We start from the raw sequence: 22,121 nt of genomic DNA, 5'->3' as shown, positions 1-22,121 counted from the left end.
CCCTGACTGCACGTCACACCGCCGTGGTCGCCTGCGGTTGCGGCGAGGCGTCCTGCTCGTCCTTCGCACTGCCCTGTTCCTCCGGCATCTTGAGGAACAGGGTCAGTACGAGGGCGACCAGGTAGAGGGCGAGGAAGACGATGGTCACGCCGCCCGCGCCGACGAGGGGGAGGAAGAGGGAGGCGATGGCGGGGCCGACGAAGGTGGCGCCGCCCGCGCCCAGGTTGAGGAGGGCCATGGCGCCGCCCTTGTTCTCGGGGGCCATGTTGGGGATGAGTGCGGAGATCGGCACGAAGCCGGCCAGCGTGGCGCCGTAGAGCATGCCGGCCAGGACGGCGACCCAGTAGTAGTCGGGGCCGAGCCAGGTGGGTACGAAGTAGAGGACGGTGACGCTGATGGCGCAGCCGAGGGCGCCGAATCCGGCGATGGTGGTCCGCCAGCCGATCTTGTCGGAGAGGGCGCCGAAGATGAGGTTGAAGAAGATGTTGGTGCCGTAGATGATCGCCAGCAGCTGGAGCCACTTGTCGGTGCCGAAGCCGACGTCGTCGGAGAAGATGCGCGGCAGGTAGACGAGCATGCCGAACTCGGGTGCGGTGTTGATGACCCGCACCAGGCAGCCGACCAGGACGCGCGGGTGGGTCCACACGATGGAGACGCTGTTGTAGAGGGACTGGCCCGTGGTGACGCCGGGCTCGGCCAGCCGTTCGCCGCCGCCCCGCTTCTTGGCGCCGAGCAGCGCGATGGCGCCGCCGATCAGGATGAGGCCGAGCGCGGTCCACAGGGTGCCCATCTCGCCGATCTGCGGGATGGTGAAGCTGGACCACAGGGAGCCGAGGGTGGGCAGGCCGCCGGTGAAGGCGAAGTAGAACCAGCCGACGGCGGTGCCCAGCCGGGCCTTGGGTGCGCTGCCGGTGATCCACACCAGGAAGCCGAAGGCGAACAGCGGGTAGCCGAAGCCGCGGATGCCGTAGAAGAGCAGCATCAGCGGGAAGTTCTCGGTGCCGAGCGCGAAGAGCAGGTAGAGGGCGTCGAAGACCGCCCAGATGCCCAGGCCGACCCACATGACCTTGCGCGGGCCCCACACCTGGGAGAGCGCACCGGAGAACCAGGACGCCAGCATCACGGCGACGCCGTAGACGGTGATGACGTAGCCGGCCTTCACGTCGGTGCCGGCGCCGTGGTCGGCCATGTACGGGGCGATGAAGCCGCTCTCGACGCCGTCGCCGATCATGAACAGCAGGACGCCGATGTACCCGAGTATCAGGGGTTTGGGCAGCCCTATGCGATCGAGCAGCCCCCTGTCGGGCACACGCGTCGCTGCATCCGTCATCGGGGGCCTCCGCTCTGAGGTAACCAGTTGGTGCACCGCAGATCCTCAGCCCGGCCGCGAGAAATATCAAGAGGAGTGTTAAAGGTAACGGAATCTTTTGTTACGTCGTTACGTCGTTACGTCGTTACCAGGCGTACGTCGGTCAGCTTCCGCATCTCGGCCACCGGCTCGTCGTCGACGGGGCCCGTCAGTACGACGTGGTCGAAGGTGTCCACCGGGTCGAGCCGGTGCAGCGCGCTCCGGCCCACCTTGCTGTGGTCCATCAGCAGCACGCTCACCGAGCCCGCGAGACGCATCGCCCGCTTGAGCGCGACGATCTCCTGCTCTTGGTGGTAGGTCATCGTGCCGGTCATGGCTGAGGTGGAGACCAGGGTCAGGTCGACGGAGAAGCTCTTGATCATCTCCAGTGCGGAGAGCCCGATCCAGGAGTCGTGGGTGCGCGAGTACTCGCCGCCGATGCCGATCAGCCTGATGTCGTCGGCGGCCCGCAGCTCCTCGGTGATCAGCCGGTAGTTGGTGACCACCGTCAGCGGCCCGACCTGCGGCAGCAGCTTGGCCAGCGCCAGCGCGGTGGTCGAGTCGTCCAGCATCAGCGACATCCCGGGGGTCACCAGGTCGAGCGCGGCCCGGGCCAGCGCGTCCTTCTCGCCGGTGTGCGCGTGCAGCCGGAAGTCGGAGCTGGACTCGAAGACGGTGGAGGGCTGGGCCGAGACGCCGCCGTGGTACTTGCGCAGGATGCCGCGGTCGGCCAGCTCGGCGATGTCGCGGTGCACCGTCATCACGCTGACGCCGGTCAGCTCGGTCAGCTCCGCCACCGCGGCGTCGCCCTTGGCCAGCACGTGGTCGACGATCTGCTGCTGACGCTGTTGGCGCGAGGCGCGCGCTGCTCCCTGGGCGGTCATACGGACCATCCTGCACCCGGCGCCGCGCCCGTCGGCCCTCGGACCGCTCCGAGCCACACATCCGCTCTGGGACGCGTATCAGGTCACAAGTGACAGATAACAAAACCGGTGTTAATTTGCTGGGAGCCGAATGTGAGGAGTTCCGGCCGTGGCCGATGCAGTGGTATTTGACATGGACGGCGTGCTCGTCGAGAGCGAGCATCTCTGGGAGCGGCTGTGGAGCGCGTTCGCCGCCGACCGCGGCAGGCAGTGGGGCCCGGAGCAGACCAAGAGCTGCCAGGGCATGAGCGCCCCCGAGTGGGCCGCGTTCCTCACCGACTTCGCCGGCGGGGGCGACAGCGTCGCCGAGACCGAGCGCTCCGTCGTGGACGGCATGATCAAGGCGCTGGAGGACGGCGAGATCGAGCTGCTGACCGGCGCCCGCGAGATGATCACCGACGCCGCGGCCCTCGGCCCCATCGCGCTCGCTTCGTCCGCGCCGCGCCGCGTCATCGACGCCGTGCTGACCCACCACGGGGTCGACCACCACTTCAAGGCGACCGTCTCCAGCGCCGAGGTCCCTCGCGGCAAGCCCAGCCCCGACGTTTACCTCGCGGCCGCCGACAAGCTCGGCGTCCCCGCCACCGACTGCCTGGCGGTCGAGGACTCCAGCAACGGGCTGCGCGCCGCCGCCGCTGCCGGGATGACCGTCGTCGCCATCCCCAACCCCGGCTACCCACCGGCCGAGGACGCGCTGGCGGGCGCCGCCTACTGTGCCACGGAGCACGACGCCGTACGCCGCTACCTGCTCGGCAAGCTCAAGGAAAAGGAAGGTGACCGGGCATGACGGACCCCAAGCCCGCGGGCGCGACCGGCGCCACCGGCGCGACCACGGTTCTCGCCTCCGGCGACCACTTCATCGCCCCGCAGCTGTTCGTCGACGCGCTCAGGGCCGCGGCACCCGGCGCGGAGCTGGCCTTCCGCACCCAGACCACCCCGTGGCCGCACACGCCCTTCGGGCCCGTCGGCAACGTCAAGGAGGCGTCCGGCACCGAGGACGAGCTGCTCGAAGCCCTCGGCGACGCCGAGATCGCCCTCGTGCAGATGGCGCCCTTCACCGATCGCGTCATCCGCGAAGCCCCCCACCTGAAGCTGATCGCGGTCGCCCGCGGCGGCCCCGTCAACGTCGACGTCGAGGCCGCCACCCGCGCCGGCATCCCCGTCACCTTCACCCCGGGCCGCAACGCCGCCGCCGCGGCCGAGTTCGCGCTCGGTCTGATGCTGGCCGCGCTGCGCCGCATCCCCGCCTCCGACGCCGAGCTGAAGAAGGGCACCTGGCGCGGCGACTACTACGCGATCGAGAACGCCGGCATCGAACTCGACGGCACCACCGTCGGCCTCGTCGGCTACGGCGCCATCGGGTCCATCGTCGCCCGCGTGCTGCGCGCCTTCGGCTCCCGCGTCCTGGTCGCCGACCCCTACACCGACCCGGCCAAGGCCGCCGCGGACGGTGTGGAACTGGTCGCCCTCGACGACCTGCTGCGCCGCAGCTCCGTCGTCAGTCTGCACGCCCGCGTCACCCCCGAGACGCGGCACATGCTGCACGCCGACAACCTCAAGCTGCTGCCCAAGGGCGCCGTGCTCGTCAACTCCGCACGCGGCGAACTCATGGACTACGCGCCGCTGCCCGCCCTGCTGGAGTCGGGACACCTGGGCGCGCTCGCGCTCGACGTGTACGACGTCGAACCGCCGCCCGCCAGCTGGCCGCTGCACGCGGCGCCGAACGTCATCACCACCCCGCACCTGGCCGGCGCCACCCGGCAGACCGCCGACCGCGCCGCCGCCATCACCGCGGCACAGGCCGCCGCCCACCTGCGCGGCGAACGCCCCGAGTACGTCGTCAACCCGCAGACCCTCGACGGAGGACGGTAGCCATGATCGTCGGGGTCGACGTCGGTACCTCGGTCACCAAGGCCCAGCTCGTCGCGCGCGACGGGCGGACAGGCCCCGCGCACGAGGCCCGCAGCACCCTCTACACGCTGCCGGGCAACCGCGTCGAGCAGGACATGGACGAGGTCATCGGCACGGTCGTCACCGTCGTGCGGGCCGCCGTCGCCGACGCCGCGCAGTTCGCCCCCGACGAACCCGTCGAAGCCCTCGCCCTCACCGGGCAGGGCGACGGCCTGTGGCTGCGCGACGCGCGCGGCCGCCCCGTCGGCCGCGCGCTGTCCTGGATGGACGGCCGCGCCGCTCCCGTACTGGAGGGCTGGAGCGCCGACGGCACCACGGACGCGGTCTTCCGCCGCACGGGAGCCGGCATGTTCCCCGGCGCGGCGGGCCCCCTCCTGGCCCACCTCGCCGCGCACGAACCCGACCGGCTGGCGGCCGCCGAGACCGCGGGCTACTGCGTGGACGCCCTCACCCAGCGCTTCACCGGCGAACGCACCGTCGACGCCTCGGACGCCTCCGTCCCCTTCCTCGACGTCTCCACCCGCACCTACGACGACGAGGCACTCGACCTGTGCGGCCTCAGCGACTGGCGCGGACTCCTGGCAGACCCCGCACCGCCCGGCACCCTGTTCGGGCTGCTGCCCAAGGTCGCCGCCGAACTCGGCCTGCCCGCGGGGCTGCCCGTCAGCGCAGGACCCTTCGACATCCCCGCCTGCGGATTCGGCTCGGGCCTGGAGAAGACCGGCCAGGGCAACCTCATCATCGGCACCACCCTCGCCTGCCAGGTCCTGGCCTCCGACCCCGCACCGGGCTCGGGCGAACCGGCCGGCATGGTTCTGGCCACCCCCTACGCCGACCGCTACCTGCGCGTCATGCCCGCCATGATCGGCACGGCCGGGCTCGACTGGCTGCTGGGCATGCTCGGCGTCCGCATCGAGGAACTCGACGCGCTGCTCGCCCAGTCCCCCTACGGGGCAGGCGGCGTCACCGCCCTCCCCTTCCTGTCCACCAGCGGCGAACGCGCCCCCTTCGTCGACGCCCGCGCCCGCGGCCGCCTCGACGGGCTCTCCCCGCTCACGGGCCGCGCCGACCTGGTCCGCGCCCTGTGCGAGGCGGTCGCCTACTCCGCCCGCCACTGCCTGGAAACCCTCGGTGTGGCAGGCGAGATCACCGCCTGCGGCGGTGGGGCGCGCTCCGGCGAGTGGGGGCGCATCTTCGCCGGAGTCCTCGGCCGCGACGTCCACGTCCGCGAGGACGCGGTCGGCATCCGCGGAGCGGCCCGCGTCGCCTGGGACGCGCTCGGCACCGCACCCGAGCCCCCCGCCTCCTCCTTCGCCCGCGTCTCCCGCGCCGACCCGGACGCGGTCGCCTTCTACGAAGACGGCTACCACCGCTACCTGGACACCCTCGAAAAGGCCCGCCAGTCCTGGTGACCACCGGCGGGGCCCGTGCCGGGACGCGGCCGGTGCGGCCACGGGTGGGGACAGGGCACGAAGGACGAGCTGGAGCACACACATGACCCGGATATTCAACGACCCCTCCCGCTTCACCGACGACATGGTGAAGGGCTTCACGGCGGCGCACCCCGAGCACGTCAGGGCCGCGCCCGGCGGTGGCGGTGTGGTCAGGGCGGCCCGCCCCGCCACACCCAAGGTCGCGGTCCTCACCGGCGGCGGCTCGGGCCACTACCCCGCCTTCTGCGGCGTGGTCGGCGAGGGCTTCGCCGACGGCTCCGTCATCGGCAACGTCTTCACCTCGCCCTCCGCCGCCCAGGCCCACTCCGTGGCCACCGAGGCCGAATCCGGCGCCGGCGTCCTGTTCATGTTCGGCAACTACGCGGGCGACGTCATGAACTTCGGCCAGGCCGCCCAGCGCCTGACCGACGAGGGCATACCGGCCCGGTGCTTCGCCGTCACCGACGACGTGGCGAGCGCCCCCGCCGCCGACGCCGCCAAGCGGCGCGGCATCGCCGGCGGCTTCACCGTCTACAAGACGGCCTCCGCCGCGGCCGAGGAGGGCGCTTCGCTGGACGACGTCGTCCGCGTCGCCGCACGCACCAACGCGCGCACCCGCTCCCTGGGCGTCGCCTTCGCCGGATGCACGCTGCCAGGCCAGCGCGAACCGCTGTTCACCGTTCCCGAGGGGAAGCTGGGCTTGGGCCTGGGCATCCACGGCGAACCCGGCGTCAGCGAGAGCGCGCTGGCGACGGCCGAGGAACTGGCCGGCACGCTCGTGGAGGGCCTGCTGGCCGAGCGGCCCGCCGAGGCGGCGGACGACAGCCGGGTGGCGGTCCTCCTCAACGGCCTGGGCTCCACCAAGTACGAGGAGCTGTACGTCCTGTGGGCCTCGGTGGCGAAGCGGCTCGCCGACGCCGGACTCGACCTCGTGCGGCCCGAGGTGGGTGAGCTGGTCACCTCGCTGGACATGGCCGGCTGCTCCCTCACCCTCACCTGGCTGGACGAGGAACTGGAACGCCTCTGGCTGGCCCCCGCCGACACCCCCGCGTTCCGCCGGGGCCGGATGAGCGCCCCCCAGACGGCACAGACGGCACAGACGGCGCCGGAGGCGCAGACCCGGGAGGCCGCCCCCGCGCGGCGGACCGCCCGCACAGGCGGCAGCACCCCCTCGTCCGACGCGGCGCGCGGCAGCGGGACCGCGACAGGGGCGGCGCTCACCACCCTGGCCACCGCCGTGGAGGCGTTCCGCGCGGCCCACACCCTCCTGCACGACCAGGAAGAAGTACTCGGCAGGCTCGACGCGGTCGCGGGCGACGGCGACCACGGGCGCGGGATGTGCAAGGGCGTGGACGCGGCCCTCGCCGCCGCCGAGCAGCAGCGCGAACGCGGAGCGGCCCCGGCCGCCCTGCTGGGCGCGGCCGGTGACGCGTGGGCCGCCGAGGCGGGCGGCACGTCGGGGGCGCTGTGGGGCGCGGGCCTGCGCGCCTTCGGCTCGGCGCTGCCCGCAGACCGCGCGCCCGAGCCCGCCGCACTGGTGGCCGGAGCCCGGGCGGCACTGGAGGCGGTCACCTCGCTCGGCAAGGCGGAGCCCGGCGATAAGACGCTGGTCGACGCGCTCGCCCCGTTCGTGACCGCGTTCGCCGAGCGGACCGACGCAGGCGCCTCGTCCGCCGAGTCCTTCGCCGCGGCCGCGGAGACGGCACGTACCGCAGCCGAGGCCACCGCCGAGCTGCGCCCGAAGCTGGGCCGGGCCCGGCCGCTGGCCGAACGCAGCCTCGGCACCCCGGACCCGGGCGCCACCTCCCTGGCCATGGTCCTGACCGAGGTCTCGGCGACCACCCCCCTTTCCGACTGACACGTACCGGCACGGACCGGCGCGGACCGGCGCGGGCCGTGCAACTCGCCGGCGCGCGTCGTCCGACGGACCGCACCGGGCGACGTACCAGACGCTCTCTTCTGGAGGAACGCACCATGAGCACCCACCCCGCAGCGCCCCGGCCGTTCCGCGTCGTCGTCGGCTGCGACGACGCGGGACTCGACTACAAGGAAGCCCTCAAGAAGGACCTGGAGGGCGACGCCCGCGTCGCGGAGGTGACCGACGTCGGCGTCGGCAGCGACGAGCACACCGCCTACCCGCACGTCGCCGTCGAGGCCGCCCGCCGCGTCGCCGAGGGCGAGGCCGACCGGGCGCTGCTCGTGTGCGGCACCGGTCTCGGCGTCGCCATCAGCGCCAACAAGGTGCCGGGCATCCGCGCGGTGACGGCACACGACAGCTACTCCGTGCAGCGCTCCGTGCTCAGCAACAACGCGCAGGTCCTCTGCTTCGGGCAGCGCGTCATCGGCCTGGAGCTGGCCAGGACGCTGGCGGCCGAGTGGCTCGACCACCGCTTCGACCAGAGCTCCGCCTCCGCCGAGAAGGTCGCCGCGATCACGAGCTACGAGCAGGGCGGCTGCTGAGCGCGCCGGCACCGCACACACGGGGGCAACCGGCCCCGCACACGAAGGCACCCGCGCACACGCAGGCAGCAGGTACACACAAAGGCAGGAGCCCCCGCCGTCGGCGGGGGCTCCTTGGGGTGCTGCGTACGTCGCAGGGACCTACTGCGCGGTGACGTTCTCAGCCTGCGGGCCCTTGGGCCCCTGCGTCACGTCGAACGTCACCATCTGGTTCTCCTCGAGCGAGCGGAACCCGGATGCGTTGATAGCGGAGTAGTGGACGAAGACATCGGGACCGTCACCGTCCTGGGCGATGAAGCCATAGCCCTTTTCGGCGTTGAACCACTTCACGGTTCCGGTAGCCATAAGCCCTCCTTGGGCCTATAAGGGTGTCCCTGCTCCCAGAACCCACTAAGAAGCCTGAAAACGACGAGAGCCCGCGGTCACATGCTCCGCAGGCTCTGTACTGCAAGGGAAACCAAACTGCAACTTGCAGCGAGACTAGCACGGGGGCGCCGACGGTGGAAGGGTCGAAGATCACTCGGTTGGAAGCCGCCCTCCTCAGGCCACCCACCGCCCGGTCACCGGCGGGTGCGCAGGCCACCGCGCCCCTCATGCGAAACGCGGAATTCCGGGGCGTACTCTCCGAAGAGTGACTGCTAAACCGGCTGATTCGAGGGATGTGCGCACCCGCCCCCGCGTCGCGCACATCCAGTTCCTCAACTGTCTCCCGCTGTACTGGGGCCTGGTCCACACGCACTCCCTGCTGGACCTGGACCTCACTCGGGACACCCCCGAGAAGCTCAGCGAAATGATCATCGACGGGCGGCTCGACATGGGGCCCGTCACCCTCGTGGAGTTTCTGCGCAACGCCGACGACCTGGTGGCACTCCCCGACATCGCGGTCGGCTGCGACGGCGACGTCATGTCGTGCGAGATCGTCTCCCGCGTACCGCTGGACCAGCTCGACGGCGCCAGGGTGGCCCTCGGCTCGACCTCGCGCACGTCCGTACGGCTCGCCCAGCTGCTGCTGTCCGAGCGCTACGGCGTCCAGCCGGACTACTACACCAGCGAGCCCGACCTCGAGCGGATGATGAAGGAGGCGGACGCGGCCGTCGTCATCGGCGACGTGGGCCTGCGCGCCTACCTGCACAGGCTGCCGGAGGAGGGCCTCCAGGTGCACGACCTGGGCCGGCTGTGGAAGGAGTGGACGGGCCTCCCGTTCGTCTTCGCCGTCTGGGCGGTGCGCCGCGACTTCCTCGCGCGCTCGCCCGAGACGGTGCGCGAGACCCACCGCGCCTTCCTCCACTCCCGCGACCTGGCCATGGAGCAGGTCGACCAGGTGGCCGAGCACGCCGCGCGGTACGAGGTCTTCGACCCGAAGGTGCTGGAGAAGTACTTCACCACGCTCGACTTCCGCTTCGGTGAGCGGCAGTTGGAGGGCGTGTCCGAGTTCGCCCGCCGCACCGGCGCGACGACCGGCTTCCCGCCCGACGTCCGGGTCGAGATGCTGCGCCCCTGAACCGGGAAGCCCGCTCCCGGACCGCGTGAGTCTCTGGCCGCATGGGCCTCTGGCCGCGTGAGCCTCTGGCCGCATGGGCCTCTGGCCGCGCGTGAGCCCGCGCCCCGGCCGTGGGCCCGCGCCCCGGGCCGCCCGCGCCCGGCCGGCTCTCCGGGCTGCGCCTAAGCTGGTGGCGCCCGAGGGGACCCGGAGGGAAGGTGCCCGAGGGGAGGGTGCGGGGCAGCGACCGAGGGGGGCACGATGCAGCCGCTGGAGCCGGAGGACCCGCAGTCGCTGGGCGAGTACCGCCTGCTGCGCAGGCTGGGCGCGGGCGGGATGGGCAGGGTCTACCTCGCCCGTTCGACCAGCGGCCGCACCGTCGCGGTGAAGGTCGTCCACCCGCACCACGCGGTCGACGAGGAGTTCAGGCACCGCTTCCGGCGCGAGGTGGCCTCGGCGCGCAGGGTCGGCGGCGCGTGGACGGCACCGGTGCTGGACGCCGACACCGACGGGCCCACCCCGTGGGTGGCCACCGGCTACGTGGCGGGCCCCTCGCTGGCGCAGGCCGTCACCGAGCACGGGCCGCTGCCCGAGTCGACGGTACGGGCGGTGGGCGCGGGGCTCGCCGAGGCGCTGGACCACGTGCACGGCCTCGGCCTGGTGCACCGCGACGTGAAGCCCTCCAACGTGCTGCTCACCCTGGACGGTCCCCGCCTGATCGACTTCGGCATCGCGCGGGCCAAGGACGGGACGGCCTCGCTCACCTCCAGCGGCGTCTCGGTCGGTTCGCCCGGCTACATGGCGCCCGAGCAGATCCTCGGCGAGCAGGTCGCCGGGGCCACCGACGTCTTCGCGCTGGGCGCGGTGCTGGTCTACGCGGCGACGGGCGAGGCGCCCTTCCCCGGGGACAGTTCCGCCGCGCTGCTCTACCACGTCGTACACGGCGAGGCCCGGCTCGACGGCCTGCCGGACGGGCTGCGCGAGACCGTGACCCGGGCCCTGTCGAAGGACCCGGGCGTACGGCCCTCCACCGGTGGCCTCGCCGGGGAGCTGGCGGGTACGGCGGGCGGCGCGGCCGGGCTGGTGCGCAGCGGCTGGCTGCCCGGGCCGATCGTGGAGCAGGTGAGCAGGCGCGCCGTCGAACTGCTGGAGCTGGAGCCGCAGGCCCCGCGGGGTTCGGGTCCTGTGCCGTTCACGACGCCCGCGTACGGGCCTGCCGCGGGCCTCGTGCCGCCGGCCCCCGTGCCGCCGCCGAGCACCCCGCCGGCGGCCGCGCCCGGGGCGGGGTTCGGCCCGCCGGACCCCTCGTTCGGTGAGGCCGTCGCCCACCCCGCCACCGAAGCCGCACCGCCGGGTTCGGCGCCCCCGTCCGCCCCCACCGACCCCGCCGGTCCTCCCTCCGGTCGTCCCGGCCGGGGAGGCCTCGTCATCGAGCGCGGCGCGGGCGCCCCGGCGCCGGGGGAGGACGGGGCAGGAGCGCGGCGCGGGCGGCGGGTCAGCTGCACGCTGGTGCTCTCGCTCGCCTGCGTGGTCGCGGCGGCGCTGTTCGGCACCTACTTCGCGGGCATCCTGCCCGGAACCGGCGGCTCGGGGCACGACAACTCCGCCGAACCGCCCCCGAAGGACGACCCGCCGCAGAAGGGATCGGACGGCGGCGGATCGAGCGGGGGCTCGGACAAGGATCCGCCGGCCGGCGGGGGCGGCCCCGCCACCGTGCCCAAGGGTTTCCTCGGCAAGTGGCGCGGTGACCTCTACTCCGAGCGCGGCATCCCCGTGGGCACGCTGACCGTCACCATCAAGCAGGGCGGCAAGGGCGACACGGTGGCCACCGGGACCGCCGAGCTGGGCGGGACCGAGTGCTCCTCGGAGTGGGTCCTCGTCTCGGCGTCGGGCAAGCGCATGGTGGCCGACGCCTCCGGCAGCGAGCCCACCTCCCCGCTGTGCGCACCGGGCAGCCCCGACGAGGAGTTCACGCTGCGCGAGAACGGCCGGCTGCGCCTCCAGACGCACGGTGACGGCAACGGGGACGCCTCGGGGACACTCCGCAAGATCGGCTGAGAACCCCTGGCGTAGGCTGGTCGGGCGCCGCTGTGCTGTGGTAAGCGGCGAGGTGTATCGAAATGTGCGAAACGCGCGACCTTTGGAGGGACGCCACGGTGACAGCGCACGCGTCGGAAGCCGACCTGCTCTCCGCCCTCGACCGCGCCGCCACCGGCGGACGCGTCACCCCCGAGGAGGCGCTCGACCTCTACCGCCGCGCGCCCCTGCACGCCCTGGGCGCCGCCGCCGACAAGGCGCGACGGCGCCGGTACGCGGGCACCGAGCACATCGCCACGTACATCATCGAGCGGAACATCAACTACACGAACTCGTGCGTGACCGCGTGCAAGTTCTGCGCCTTCTACGCCTCGCCCAAGAGCGACAAGGTGTGGATCCGCGACCTGGACGACATCCTGCGCCGCTGCGCCGAGACGGTGGAGCTGGGCGGCACCCAGATCATGTTCCAGGGCGGCCACCACCCCGACTTCGGCGTCGAGTACTACGAGGAGCACTTCGCCGCCATCAAGAAGGCGTTCCCGCAGCTGGTCATCCACTCCCTGGGGGCCAGTGAGGTGGAGCACATGGCGCGGATCTCGGGCGTGAGCCCCAAGGAGGCGATCGAGCGCATCCACGCGGCGGGCCTGGACTCCTTCGCGGGCGCCGGTGCCGAACTGCTGCCCGCGCGGCCCCGGAAGGCCATCGCGCCGCTCAAGGAGTCGGGCGAGCGCTGGCTGGAGATCATGGAGATCGCCCACGAGCTGGGCGTGGAGTCCACCTCCACGATGCTGATGGGCACGGGCGAGACCAACGCCGAGCGGATCGAGCACCTGCGGATGATCCGCGACGTGCAGGACCGCACGGGCGGCTTCCGCGCGTTCATCCCGTACACCTACCAGCCCGAGAACAACCACCTGAAGGGGCGGACGCAGGCGACGGTCCTGGAGTACCTGCGCATGATCGCCATCGCGCGGATCTTCCTCGACAACGTCGCCCACATCCAGGGCTCCTGGCTGACCACGGGCAAGGACATCGGGCAGCTGTCGCTGCACTACGGCGCCGACGACCTGGGCTCGGTGATGCTGGAGGAGAACGTCGTCTCCTCGGCGGGCGCCCGGCACCGCTCCAACCGGATGGAACTGATCGACCTCATCCGCAAGGCGGGCCGCGTCCCGGCGCAGCGTGCCACCACCTACGAACACCTGGTGGTGCACGACGACCCGGCGAACGACCCGGTGGACGACAAGGTCGTCTCCCACCTGTCCTCCACCGCCATCGACGGGGGCACCGCGCACCCCGAGCTGGCCCTCATCGACGCGAACTGACAGGCGGACGAGACGACAGTGACCCGGGCAACCCTGGACAAGAAGCCGCACGAGGTCGCCGCCATGTTCGACGACGTGGCGGCCAGGTACGACCTCACCAACGACGTGCTCTCGCTCGGCCAGGCGCGGCTGTGGCGCAGGGCCGTCGCCGACGCGGTGGGCGCGCGTCCCGGCGAGCGGGTGCTCGACCTGGCCGCCGGTACGGCCACCTCCTCGCTGCCGTTCGTGGAGGCGGGCGCCTTCACGGTGCCCTGCGACTTCTCCCTCGGGATGCTGCGGGAGGGCAAGCAGCGCCACCCCTGGATGCCGTTCACGGCCGGGGACGCGACCCGGCTCCCGTTCGCCGACGGCGCGTTCGACGCGGTGACGCTCTCGTTCGGGCTGCGCAACGTCAGCGACGTCGACGCGGCACTGGCCGAGCTGCACCGGGTCACCAAGCCGGGCGGCCGGGTGCTCGTCTGCGAGTTCAGCCACCCGACGTGGGCGCCGTTCCGCACGGTCTACAGCGAGTACCTGATGCGGGCGCTGCCGCCCCTCGCCCGGCGGGTCAGCAGCAGCCCCGACGCCTACGTCTACCTCGCCGAGTCCATCCGCGAGTGGCCCGACCAGCCGGGCCTGGCCGCCCGGTTGCAGGACGCGGGCTGGACCCGGGTGGCCTGGCGCAACCTGACGGGCGGCATCGTGGCGCTGCACCGGGGGTTCAAGCCCCGCTCCTGACGCCCCGTCGACGGCGGTCGTTCCCCTACGCGATCGTTCCCCTACGCGGTCGTTCCCCTACGGGTTGCGCTTGGATAAATTCCCTTCCGGCTGACGCGCGCACGGGCAACCATGGGTGTGCACCGCGTGTCCGTACGTACACGCGCGGTGCACTCTTCCGCCGCCCCGTCCCCGGAACGCATCGGAGCGCCATGTCGTCGCCGCCGTCCCCCTGCCCGCGCTGCGGGGCCGCTTCGCCCGCCGAGGCCAGGTTCTGCATGTCCTGCGGAGCCCCGGCGGCCCCCACAGCCCCGCCCGCCCCCGCGTCGGCTCCGCCTCCACCACCCGCGTCTGCCGCGCCGCCGCCAGGACCACCGTCCACGGCTCCGACAGCGCCGCCGGGGGCACCCGCAGCGCCGCCGGGGGCACCCGCTGCGCCGCCGGGGGCACCCGCAGCGCCGTCAGGCGCCCCCGCACCGCCGTCAGGCGCCCCCGCACCGCCGCCCGGGGTTCCGCCGGTGCCCCCGCCGTTCGTCCCTCGGCAACAGGCCGCGCCCGCTGCGGGCGCGGCGCCCGCCCAGCCGACGCCGTTCGGGCTGTTCATGGTGCGCACCGTCAAGGGGGACTGGCTCGGTGCGCTGCGGGTCGCCGCCTGGCCGCTGGCGCTGCTGTTCGTCGCGGCCTGCGCCCTGGGCATCTGGTCCAACCAGGACATCGACGACCTCGACATCGGCTGGGGCACCCGTATGCGGGTCGCGCTGGCCGCTCTGTTGCAGGGCGTCGGCGGCGGCTTCGGCGTCTCCTCCGACGGCACGTCCGACCTCGGCGGCGCGGCCGTCGTCGGCGAGGCCGAGGTGTCGGGACTGCCGCTGCTGGCCACCGCCGTGTGGATCGGCGCCCTGGTGCTCGCGGCCCGCTCCGAGCGGCGGCGCCTGCCCCGGCCCACCCTCTCGGCGGGCTGCGAGGCCGCCCTGCGGATCGGCGCGGTCTGCGGGCTCGGCGGACTGGCGCTCGGCCTGTACGCGAGCCCCTCCTACGAGGGGTTGGAACTCGACTCGGCGCCCGGGCTCACCCTGCTGTTCTCGTTCCTGCTCTCCACGTTCGTGGCCGCGCTCGTCCTCACCCGCGGCGAGACCGACGCGTGGCTGGCGGGGCGGCCCGCTTCCGGCCTCAGGACCGCCGCCGGCGCCCTGCGCACGGCGGCGCTCGCGCTGGTGAGCGTGGTGGCGCTGGCGTCCGTGGTGGCGTGCGTCGTCCTGCTGGCCGCCGAGGAGGAGATCAGCGCGGGCGAGGTGGGGAGCCTGCTGGCGCTGCTGCCGAACGTCGGCGCGCTCGCCCTCGCGTTCGCCTGGGGCGCCCCGCTCGACGTGAAGTGGAACATCAGCGACTGGGACGCGGGGCACGAGTCGGCCGGGTACGGGGAGCTCGCGGAGGCGGCGGGCGGCTGGGCCGTCGTCGGTACGCTCGCCGGAGGGCTGGCCTGCGCGCTGCTGCTGGGCGTGCTGGTGGCCCGCCGCAGCACCAGCCGCGCCGAACAGCTGTGGGCCGCGGGTTTCTTCGTGCTCGGCGTGCTGCTGCTGGCCGCGGTGGCGGGCGCGGGCTTCGAGGCGCGCTCCCACGAGGCCTCGAACTCCCTGGAGGACCCTGGCTACTCCACGGGGCCAGGACTCACCGGTGAGAGCTTCACCTCCAGCGCCGAGGTCGCGGCGGGCTCGGCCGAGCTGCTGCTCTTCGCCCTGCTGTGGTCGTTCGGCGGCGCGCTGCTGGTGCCGCTGCTGCGCGCGCAGTTCGGCAAGGGCGGCCCGGGGCGTACGGGGTTGGGCCCCGACAACGGCCAGGGGGCGTACGTACGGCCCGGGTACGGGCAGCCGTACTCCCCGGGGTACGGCCCGCAGGGTTACGGACAGCCCGGATACCCGGGCGGACACCCGGGCCAGGGGCAGCCGACGGCTCCGGGGCACGGGCAACCCGGGTACGGGCAGCCGGGGTACGGACAACCGGGCTACGGGCAGCCGGGATACCCGGGCCAAGGACAACCGCCGTACGGGCAGTCCGCACCCGGGCAGGCGGGCCATGAGCAGGCGGGCCAGGGCAAAGTAGGGCAGAGCCAAGCGGGCCAGGGCCAGAGCCAAGCGGGCCAGGGGCAAGGGCCGGGCGCGCCCGGAGCCGAGGCGCCCGGCCCGCACCCGCCCCACCCGACGGGTGGCGGCGGCACCGCACCGCAGCCGTAGTGCGGGCGGGGGGCCGGGCCGGGGGGCGGTCCGGGGGGCGCCCCGAATGCCCGCATAGACTGGCCCGGTCAGCCGACCCAGCCAGCATCGCGGGAGTCCTCGTGGCCGATCCCCAGCACAAGGCCGATCCCAGGCCGACACCAGCCTCCGAGCGGTCCGCCGATGTGATCGTCGTCGGGGCGGGCCCCGCAGGCTCGACGACGGCCTACCACCTGGCCCGCAGCGGTATGGACGTGCTGCTGCTGGAGAAGACGGCCTTCCCGCGCGAGAAGGTGTGCGGTGACGGTCTCACCCCGCGCGCCACCAAGCAGTTGGTGGCCATGGGCATCGACATCTCCGAGGAAGCGGGCTGGCTGCGCAACAAGGGTCTGCGCATCATCGGCGGTGGCCAGCGGCTCCAGCTGGACTGGCCCGAGCTGGCCAGCTACCCCGACTACGGGCTGGTCCGCAAGCGCGACGACTTCGACGAGCAGCTCGCCCGCCAGGCCGAAAAGGCGGGCGCGCGGCTGTACGAGCGCTGCACCGCCGGCGACCCGATCGTGGACGAGCGCACGGGCCACATCACCGGCGTGCACGCCAAGCTGGGTGAGGAGAAGACCCCGGTCACCTTCCACGCCCCGATCGTCGTCGCGGCGGACGGCAACTCGACCCGCCTGTCGCTGAAGATGGGCCTGCACCGCCGCGAGGACCGCCCGATGGGTGTCGCGGTGCGCACGTACTTCACCTCGCCGCGGCACGACGACGACTACCTGGAGTCGTGGCTGGAGCTGTGGGACCGGCGCGGCGAGCAGGAGAGGCTGCTGCCCGGCTACGGCTGGGTCTTCGGCATGGGCGACGGCACCTCCAACGTGGGGCTGGGCGTGCTCAACACCTCCTCCTCGTTCAAGGAGCTGGACTGGCGCGAGATCCTCAAGGCCTGGTGCGCCTCCATGCCGTCGGAGTGGGGCTACACCCCCGAGAACATGACGGGCCCGATCCGCGGCGCGGCGCTGCCGATGGCCTTCAACCGGCAGCCGCACTACACGCGCGGGCTGCTGCTGGTGGGGGACGCGGGCGGGCTGGTCAACCCGTTCAACGGCGAGGGCATCGCGTACGCGATGGAGTCCGGCGTCATCGCGGCCGAGACGATCGTGCAGGCGCACGCGCGTGCGACACCGGCGCAGCGCCAGCTGGCCCTGCGACGGTATCCGAAGGTCCTCAAGGACACCTACGGCGGCTACTACACGATGGGCCGCGCCTTCGTGAAGCTCATCGGCAACCCGAAGGTCATGAAGCTGGCCGCCGAACGCGGCCTCTCGCACCCTCTCCTGATGCGCTTCACCCTCAAGATGCTCGCCAACCTCACCGACCCCACGGGCGGCGACGCGATGGACCGCATCATCAACGGCCTGGCCAAGGTGGCCCCCAGGGCCTGAGCCACCGCCCCCGGGCTCCGAAGCCCGGGAGCCCGCACACACCGAAGGGGCCGTCGCCCCGCACACACCGAAGGGGCCGTCGCCCCGCACTCACCGAAGGGGCCGTCGCCCCGCACTCACCGAAGGGGCCGTCGCCCCGCACACACCGAAGGGTCCACCGCCGCGAGGCGGTGGACCCTTCACCGTGAGAGGTGACGTACCGGGAGCGGTACGCGGTACGCGGTATGTCAGAGCACGCGGACCGCGCCGGTGGGCTGGTCGTAGCTCAGGGGACGCTCCACGACGCCCGTGGAGGAGTTCTGGGCGCCGATGAACTTGCCGCCGCCCACGTAGACGCCCACGTGGTAGGCGCTGCCCGCGCTGCCCCAGTAGAGCAGGTCGCCGGGCTGGAGGTTGTCGAGGGAGACGGAGGTGCCGGCGGTCGACTGCGGCTGCGAGGTCCGCGGCAGGTTGACGCCGACCTGCTTGTAGGCCGCCTGGGTCAGGCCCGAGCAGTCGTACGCGGAGGGCCCGGTGGCGCCCATGACGTAGGACTTGCCGACCTGGGCGCGCAGGAAGTTGATGAGGGTGGCCGCGTTGCCGCCCTGCGGCGCGGGGGCGGACGCCGTCGTCAGGGAGTCGCGGTCGGCCGAGCGGGAGGCGGGGGCCTCGTTCTGCTGGGCGGCCTCACGGGCTTTGCGGGCCGCCTCGGCCTTGCGCTTGGCCTCGGCCTTCGCCTTGGCCTTCTCCTTGTTCTCCTTGGCCTGTTCCTTGGCCTGGGAGGCGGCGCTGTCCTGCGCCTGCTGGAGCTGGAACTGCTGCGCCGAGTTCTGGATGGACTCGGCGGCGAGTGCGTTGGAGTCGGCCGTGGAGAGGGTGGGCATCTCGACGGTCTGGTCCGGTGCGTTCTTGTCGGCCGCGAAGGCCGGCGCCGCCGCCGCGGTGAGGGCCATGGTGCCCATGACGCCGCCCGTCACACCCGCACGCAGCGCCGTATTCATCTTGCTGTTGCGGGGCTTCCGGTGGCTGGGTATCTGAGCTTTCGGGGACATGAGGGAATGCCTAGCAGGCGATAAACCCTCCGCTCAACAATCGTGCGATGCGCCACAGTCGTCGCGTACACGGCCAGTTGAGCTCGCCCGGGGTGGGGTGCGGGCCTTTCCGCGACGTGATCATTGCCCAACTACGGGGCTGTGACCATGCAGTTGTCCGCATTGCCGGAATCTCTCGGGCGCATATACCACGGGGGAAAAGGGAGCGCAAAGAAGGCAGTGGCTGCCGGAAAAGGCGCGTGACGCAGCTCACTCCTGCCGACTCAACTTCTCGTGCGAAAAGAACATTGAGGCCCAATCACCCATCTCGCTCGGTCACGGCGCGGACTCGGCCGGATCGCGGGGCGGTCTCGGGTCGGGTGCGGGGTCGTTCCGGTGGTTCGCCGAGGCCGGTTTCGAAGATCACTCCGGGAGGCCGCCCGGAGTCGCGCGGCTTGTGCCGGGCTTCACGAGCGCACGAGGTCAACTGGTTCGCATATACCAGGTGAAACCGTCCAGCGCTAATTTGCCTCTGCATGCGGATGGCTGGTACAGCCACCCGCCTCCGACGGCTGTGAGCACGGATGAATGTCACCTCGGGTGATCACTTAGAGGCTTTGCGTGTGAAGATCAACGCTCATCAGACGGGATGATTGGCCGTCAGGTGGTGGAGATCACAAAGCAGTTGGCGCCCCCCGTGTCGCAGATCACAGAGGGCCGGGCTTAAGATGCCTGCGAACAGGGCTTGTGAACTGCCTCACATAAGAGCGATCTTCGTGGGATCGGTCTTCCCGGGTCGGGGCAGCGGCCCAGCGGTCTGCCGGCAGTCGGAGTCGACGCCTGGAAGGAGACGGGAGCGGTGAACGTCTACACACCAATCCTCGTACTGGGAGCCATCGCGGCGGCGTTCACGGTCTTCTCCGTGGTCGCGGCCTCGATCATCGGCCCCAAGCGCTACAACCGGGCCAAGCTGGAGGCGTACGAGTGCGGCATCGAGCCCACGCCGCAGCCGGCCGGAGGCGGGCGCTTCCCGGTGAAGTACTACCTGACGGCGATGCTCTTCATCATCTTCGACATCGAAATCGTCTTCCTCTACCCGTGGGCCGTCCATTTCGACTCCCTCGGGATGTTCGGACTCGTCGAAATGCTGGTCTTCATCGCCCTCATCGGTATCGCGTACGCCTACGACTGGCGGCGCGGCGGTCTGGAATGGGACTAGGGGCAGGGGTAAAGCAATGGGACTTGAAGAGAAACTGCCGAGCGGCTTTCTGCTCACCACTGTGGAGAAAGCGGCCGGACTCGCGCGCAAATCGTCCATGTTCCCGGCGACGTTCGGGCTGGCGTGCTGCGCCATCGAGATGATGACGACCGGCGCGGGCCGCTACGACCTCGCCAGGTTCGGCATGGAGGTCTTCCGCGGCTCGCCGCGCCAGGCCGACCTGATGATCGTGGCGGGCCGGGTCAGTCAGAAGATGGCCCCGGTGCTGCGCCAGGTCTACGACCAGATGCCCAACCCCAAATGGGTCATCTCCATGGGGGTGTGCGCCTCCTCGGGCGGCATGTTCAACAACTACGCCATCGTGCAGGGCGTCGACCACGTGGTTCCCGTCGACATCTACCTGCCCGGCTGCCCCCCGCGCCCCGAAATGCTGCTCGACGCCATTTTGAAGCTGCACGAGAAGGTCAAGAACACCAAGCTCGGCGTCAATCAGAAGGAAGCGGCCCGCGAGGCGGAAGAGGCGGCGATGAAGGCGCTGCCCACCATCGAGATGAAGGGGCTGCTGCGGTGAGCGCACAGGCGAACGGCAACGGGCCCCAGGAGCCCGACGAGGGCAGCTCCGTCCCCGTCCAGCGGGGCAACACCGGCGAGGTCATCGACGTACGCCACGGCATGTTCGGCGCCCGCAACGGCGGCGACACCTCCGGGTACGGCGGCCTCGTGCGGACGGTACGCATGCCGGGGGCCGCGGTGCGCCCCTACGGCGGATGGTTCGACGAGGTCGCCGACGAACTCGAAGGCGCCCTGGAGGAGCAGGGGCTCGTCCCCGAGCACGTCATCGTGAACACGGTCGTCGACCGCGGGGAGCTGACCTTCCACATCGCCCGCGAGCACCTGCCACAGGTCGCCCGCACCCTGCGCGACGACCCCGCGCTCCGCTTCGAGCTGTGCACCGGGGTGAGCGGCGTCCACTACCCGGGCGAGACGGGCCGCGAGCTGCACGCCGTCTACCACCTGCGCTCGCTCACCCACAACCGGCTGATCCGGCTGGAGGTCACCGCGCCCGACGCGGACCCGCACGTCCCTTCGATCGTGGACGTCTATCCGACCAACGACTGGCACGAGCGGGAGACCTACGACTTCTTCGGTCTGGTCTTCGACGGCCACCCGGCGCTGACCCGGATCCTGATGCCGGACGACTGGCAGGGGTTCCCGCAGCGCAAGGACTACCCGCTCGGCGGCATCCCCGTCGAGTACAAGGGCGCCCAGATTCCCGCCCCCGACCAGCGGAGGTCCTACACCTGATGGCGACCACACACGCACCCGCCGGGGTCCGCGAGACCACCGAGGGCACCGTCTACGACGTCACCGGCGGGGACTGGGACGAGATGGCCGCGCACGCCGCCAAGAGCGACGACGAGCGCATCATCGTCAACATGGGCCCCCAGCACCCCTCCACGCACGGGGTGCTGCGGCTCATCCTGGAGATCGACGGCGAGACGGTGACCGAGGCCCGCGCCGGCATCGGCTACCTGCACACCGGCATCGAGAAGAACCTCGAATACCGCACCTGGACCCAGGGCACCACGTTCGTCACCCGGATGGACTACCTGACGCCGTTCTTCAACGAGGCGGCGTACTGCCTGGGCGTCGAGCGGCTGCTGGGCATCGAGGACGACGTCCCGGACAGGGCCAACGTCATCCGCGTCCTGCTGATGGAGCTCAACCGGATCTCCTCGCACCTGGTCGCCATCGCCACCGGCGGCATGGAGCTGGGCGCCACCACGGTGATGATCTTCGGCTTCCGCGACCGCGAACACGTCCTGGACCTGTACGAGCTGATCACCGGGCTGCGGATGAACCACGCCTACATCCGGCCCGGCGGACTCTCCCAGGACCTGCCGCCCGGCACCGTCGACGCGCTGCGCGAGTTCGTGAAGAAGATGCGCAAGAACCTGCCGGAGTACGACGCCCTGTGCACCGGAAACCCCGTCTTCAAGGCCCGGCTGAAAGACATCGGCTACCTCGACCTGGCCGGCTGCATGGCGCTGGGCGCCACGGGACCGATCCTGCGCTCGGCGGGCCTGCCGCACGACCTGCGCAAGGCCCAGCCCTACTGCGGCTACGAGACCTACGACTTCGAGGTCCCCACCGTCGACACCTGCGACTCCTACGGCCGGTTCCTGCTGCGCCTGGAGGAGATGCGCCAGTCGCTGCGCATCATCGAGCAGTGCATCGACCGGCTGGATCCTGGCCCCGTCATGGTCGAGGACAAGAAGATCGCCTGGCCCGCGCAGCTGGCCCTGGGCCCCGACGGGCTCGGCAACTCCCTCGACCACATCAAGAACATCATGGGCACCTCCATGGAGGCCCTCATCCACCACTTCAAGCTGGTGACCGAGGGCTTCCGGGTGCCACCCGGCGAGGTGTACACGGCCGTCGAGTCGGCCAAGGGCGAGCTGGGGGTGCACGTCGTCAGCGACGGCGGCACCCGCCCCTACCGGGTGCACTTCCGCGACCCCTCCTTCACCAACCTGCAGTCCATGGCGGCGATGTGCGAGGGCGGCCAGGTCGCCGACGTCATCGTCGCCGTCGCGTCCATCGACCCCGTGATGGGAGGCGTCGACCGGTGA

At 71.8% G+C, this 22,121-nt stretch carries 19 protein-coding genes; 15 read left to right on the top strand and 4 right to left on the bottom strand.

Features of this window, described 5'->3' with window-relative positions; all coding sequences use genetic code 11:
- Positions 1–13 precede the first annotated feature (13 nt).
- Both DTL70_RS21500 and DTL70_RS21495 read right to left on the bottom strand, forming a co-directional pair.
- Positions 14–1,330 carry an MFS transporter gene (locus DTL70_RS21500; protein ID WP_114023587.1) on the bottom strand — a complete coding sequence of 439 codons (1,317 nt, stop codon included), beginning with the start codon at positions 1,328–1,330 and terminating at the stop codon, positions 14–16.
- Between the two features lie 116 nt (positions 1,331–1,446).
- Positions 1,447–2,232 carry a DeoR/GlpR family DNA-binding transcription regulator gene (locus tag DTL70_RS21495; RefSeq protein ID WP_114023586.1) on the bottom strand — a complete coding sequence of 262 codons (786 nt, stop codon included), beginning with the start codon at positions 2,230–2,232 and terminating at the stop codon, positions 1,447–1,449.
- Positions 2,233–2,380: 148 nt separating this feature from the next.
- Between DTL70_RS21495 and DTL70_RS21490 the strand changes: the two genes are divergently transcribed.
- From DTL70_RS21490 to DTL70_RS21470, 5 genes are all read left to right on the top strand, one after another.
- The gene (locus DTL70_RS21490; protein WP_114023585.1) at positions 2,381–3,058 is read left to right on the top strand and encodes an HAD family hydrolase; all 678 of its coding nucleotides are present in this window, start codon (positions 2,381–2,383) and stop codon (positions 3,056–3,058) included.
- Entirely contained in the window at positions 3,055–4,143 is a 1,089-nt protein-coding gene (locus DTL70_RS21485; protein ID WP_114023584.1) for a 2-hydroxyacid dehydrogenase, read from the top strand. Before DTL70_RS21490 ends, DTL70_RS21485 begins: the two co-directional genes overlap by 4 nt.
- A gap of 2 nt (positions 4,144–4,145) precedes the next feature.
- Positions 4,146–5,594, top strand: a complete 1,449-nt coding sequence (locus tag DTL70_RS21480) for an FGGY-family carbohydrate kinase (RefSeq protein WP_114023583.1) — start codon at positions 4,146–4,148, stop codon at positions 5,592–5,594.
- Positions 5,595–5,676: 82 nt separating this feature from the next.
- Positions 5,677–7,473: a dihydroxyacetone kinase family protein gene (locus DTL70_RS21475; protein ID WP_114023582.1), complete on the top strand. Its 1,797-nt coding sequence runs from the start codon at positions 5,677–5,679 to the stop codon at positions 7,471–7,473.
- Between the two features lie 116 nt (positions 7,474–7,589).
- On the top strand, positions 7,590–8,075 hold the full coding sequence (locus DTL70_RS21470; RefSeq protein ID WP_114023581.1) for a ribose-5-phosphate isomerase: 486 nt from the start codon (positions 7,590–7,592) through the stop codon (positions 8,073–8,075).
- A gap of 141 nt (positions 8,076–8,216) precedes the next feature.
- Here DTL70_RS21470 and DTL70_RS21465 read toward each other — a convergent pair whose 3' ends face one another.
- Positions 8,217–8,420: a cold-shock protein gene (locus DTL70_RS21465; protein WP_114023580.1), complete on the bottom strand. Its 204-nt coding sequence runs from the start codon at positions 8,418–8,420 to the stop codon at positions 8,217–8,219.
- Between the two features lie 316 nt (positions 8,421–8,736).
- On the opposite strand from DTL70_RS21465, the gene DTL70_RS21460 reads away from it, so the two are divergent.
- From DTL70_RS21460 to DTL70_RS21435, 6 genes are all read left to right on the top strand, one after another.
- Positions 8,737–9,576 (top strand): menaquinone biosynthetic enzyme MqnA/MqnD family protein, encoded by an 840-nt coding sequence (locus tag DTL70_RS21460; RefSeq protein WP_114023579.1) that lies wholly within the window; start codon positions 8,737–8,739, stop codon positions 9,574–9,576.
- A gap of 240 nt (positions 9,577–9,816) precedes the next feature.
- Positions 9,817–11,613, top strand: coding sequence for a serine/threonine-protein kinase (locus tag DTL70_RS21455; protein WP_114023578.1), 1,797 nt, complete (start codon positions 9,817–9,819; stop codon positions 11,611–11,613).
- Between the two features lie 98 nt (positions 11,614–11,711).
- Positions 11,712–12,917 carry a cyclic dehypoxanthinyl futalosine synthase gene (gene mqnC, locus DTL70_RS21450; protein WP_245979500.1) on the top strand — a complete coding sequence of 402 codons (1,206 nt, stop codon included), beginning with the start codon at positions 11,712–11,714 and terminating at the stop codon, positions 12,915–12,917.
- Positions 12,918–12,935: 18 nt separating this feature from the next.
- Entirely contained in the window at positions 12,936–13,634 is a 699-nt protein-coding gene (locus tag DTL70_RS21445; protein ID WP_114023576.1) for a demethylmenaquinone methyltransferase, read from the top strand.
- A 497-nt stretch (positions 13,635–14,131) separates the two neighbouring features.
- Entirely contained in the window at positions 14,132–15,844 is a 1,713-nt protein-coding gene (locus DTL70_RS21440; RefSeq protein ID WP_114023575.1) for a hypothetical protein, read from the top strand.
- A 101-nt stretch (positions 15,845–15,945) separates the two neighbouring features.
- Positions 15,946–17,259, top strand: a complete 1,314-nt coding sequence (locus DTL70_RS21435) for a geranylgeranyl reductase family protein (protein ID WP_114023574.1) — start codon at positions 15,946–15,948, stop codon at positions 17,257–17,259.
- Between the two features lie 227 nt (positions 17,260–17,486).
- Here the strand turns inward: DTL70_RS21435 and DTL70_RS21430 are convergent, their stop codons facing one another.
- Entirely contained in the window at positions 17,487–18,290 is an 804-nt protein-coding gene (locus DTL70_RS21430) for a C40 family peptidase (protein ID WP_114023573.1), read from the bottom strand.
- An 838-nt stretch (positions 18,291–19,128) separates the two neighbouring features.
- Between DTL70_RS21430 and DTL70_RS21425 the strand changes: the two genes are divergently transcribed.
- From DTL70_RS21425 to DTL70_RS21410, 4 genes are read left to right on the top strand one after another with little or no spacing between them, the layout of a single operon-like run.
- Positions 19,129–19,488, top strand: coding sequence for an NADH-quinone oxidoreductase subunit A (locus tag DTL70_RS21425; protein WP_114023572.1), 360 nt, complete (start codon positions 19,129–19,131; stop codon positions 19,486–19,488).
- Positions 19,489–19,504: 16 nt separating this feature from the next.
- Positions 19,505–20,059 (top strand): NuoB/complex I 20 kDa subunit family protein, encoded by a 555-nt coding sequence (locus DTL70_RS21420; RefSeq protein WP_027738848.1) that lies wholly within the window; start codon positions 19,505–19,507, stop codon positions 20,057–20,059.
- Complete coding sequence (locus DTL70_RS21415; protein WP_114023571.1) at positions 20,056–20,793, top strand: NADH-quinone oxidoreductase subunit C; 738 nt, start codon at positions 20,056–20,058, stop codon at positions 20,791–20,793. Before DTL70_RS21420 ends, DTL70_RS21415 begins: the two co-directional genes overlap by 4 nt.
- Positions 20,793–22,121, top strand: a complete 1,329-nt coding sequence (locus tag DTL70_RS21410; protein ID WP_114023570.1) for an NADH-quinone oxidoreductase subunit D — start codon at positions 20,793–20,795, stop codon at positions 22,119–22,121. Before DTL70_RS21415 ends, DTL70_RS21410 begins: the two co-directional genes overlap by 1 nt.

Origin of the sequence: Streptomyces diacarni, assembly GCF_003323715.1 — a bacterium.
Taxonomy (GTDB): Bacteria; Actinomycetota; Actinomycetes; order Streptomycetales; family Streptomycetaceae; genus Streptomyces; species Streptomyces diacarni.
This window is presented reverse-complemented; position numbering and strand designations above follow the sequence as displayed.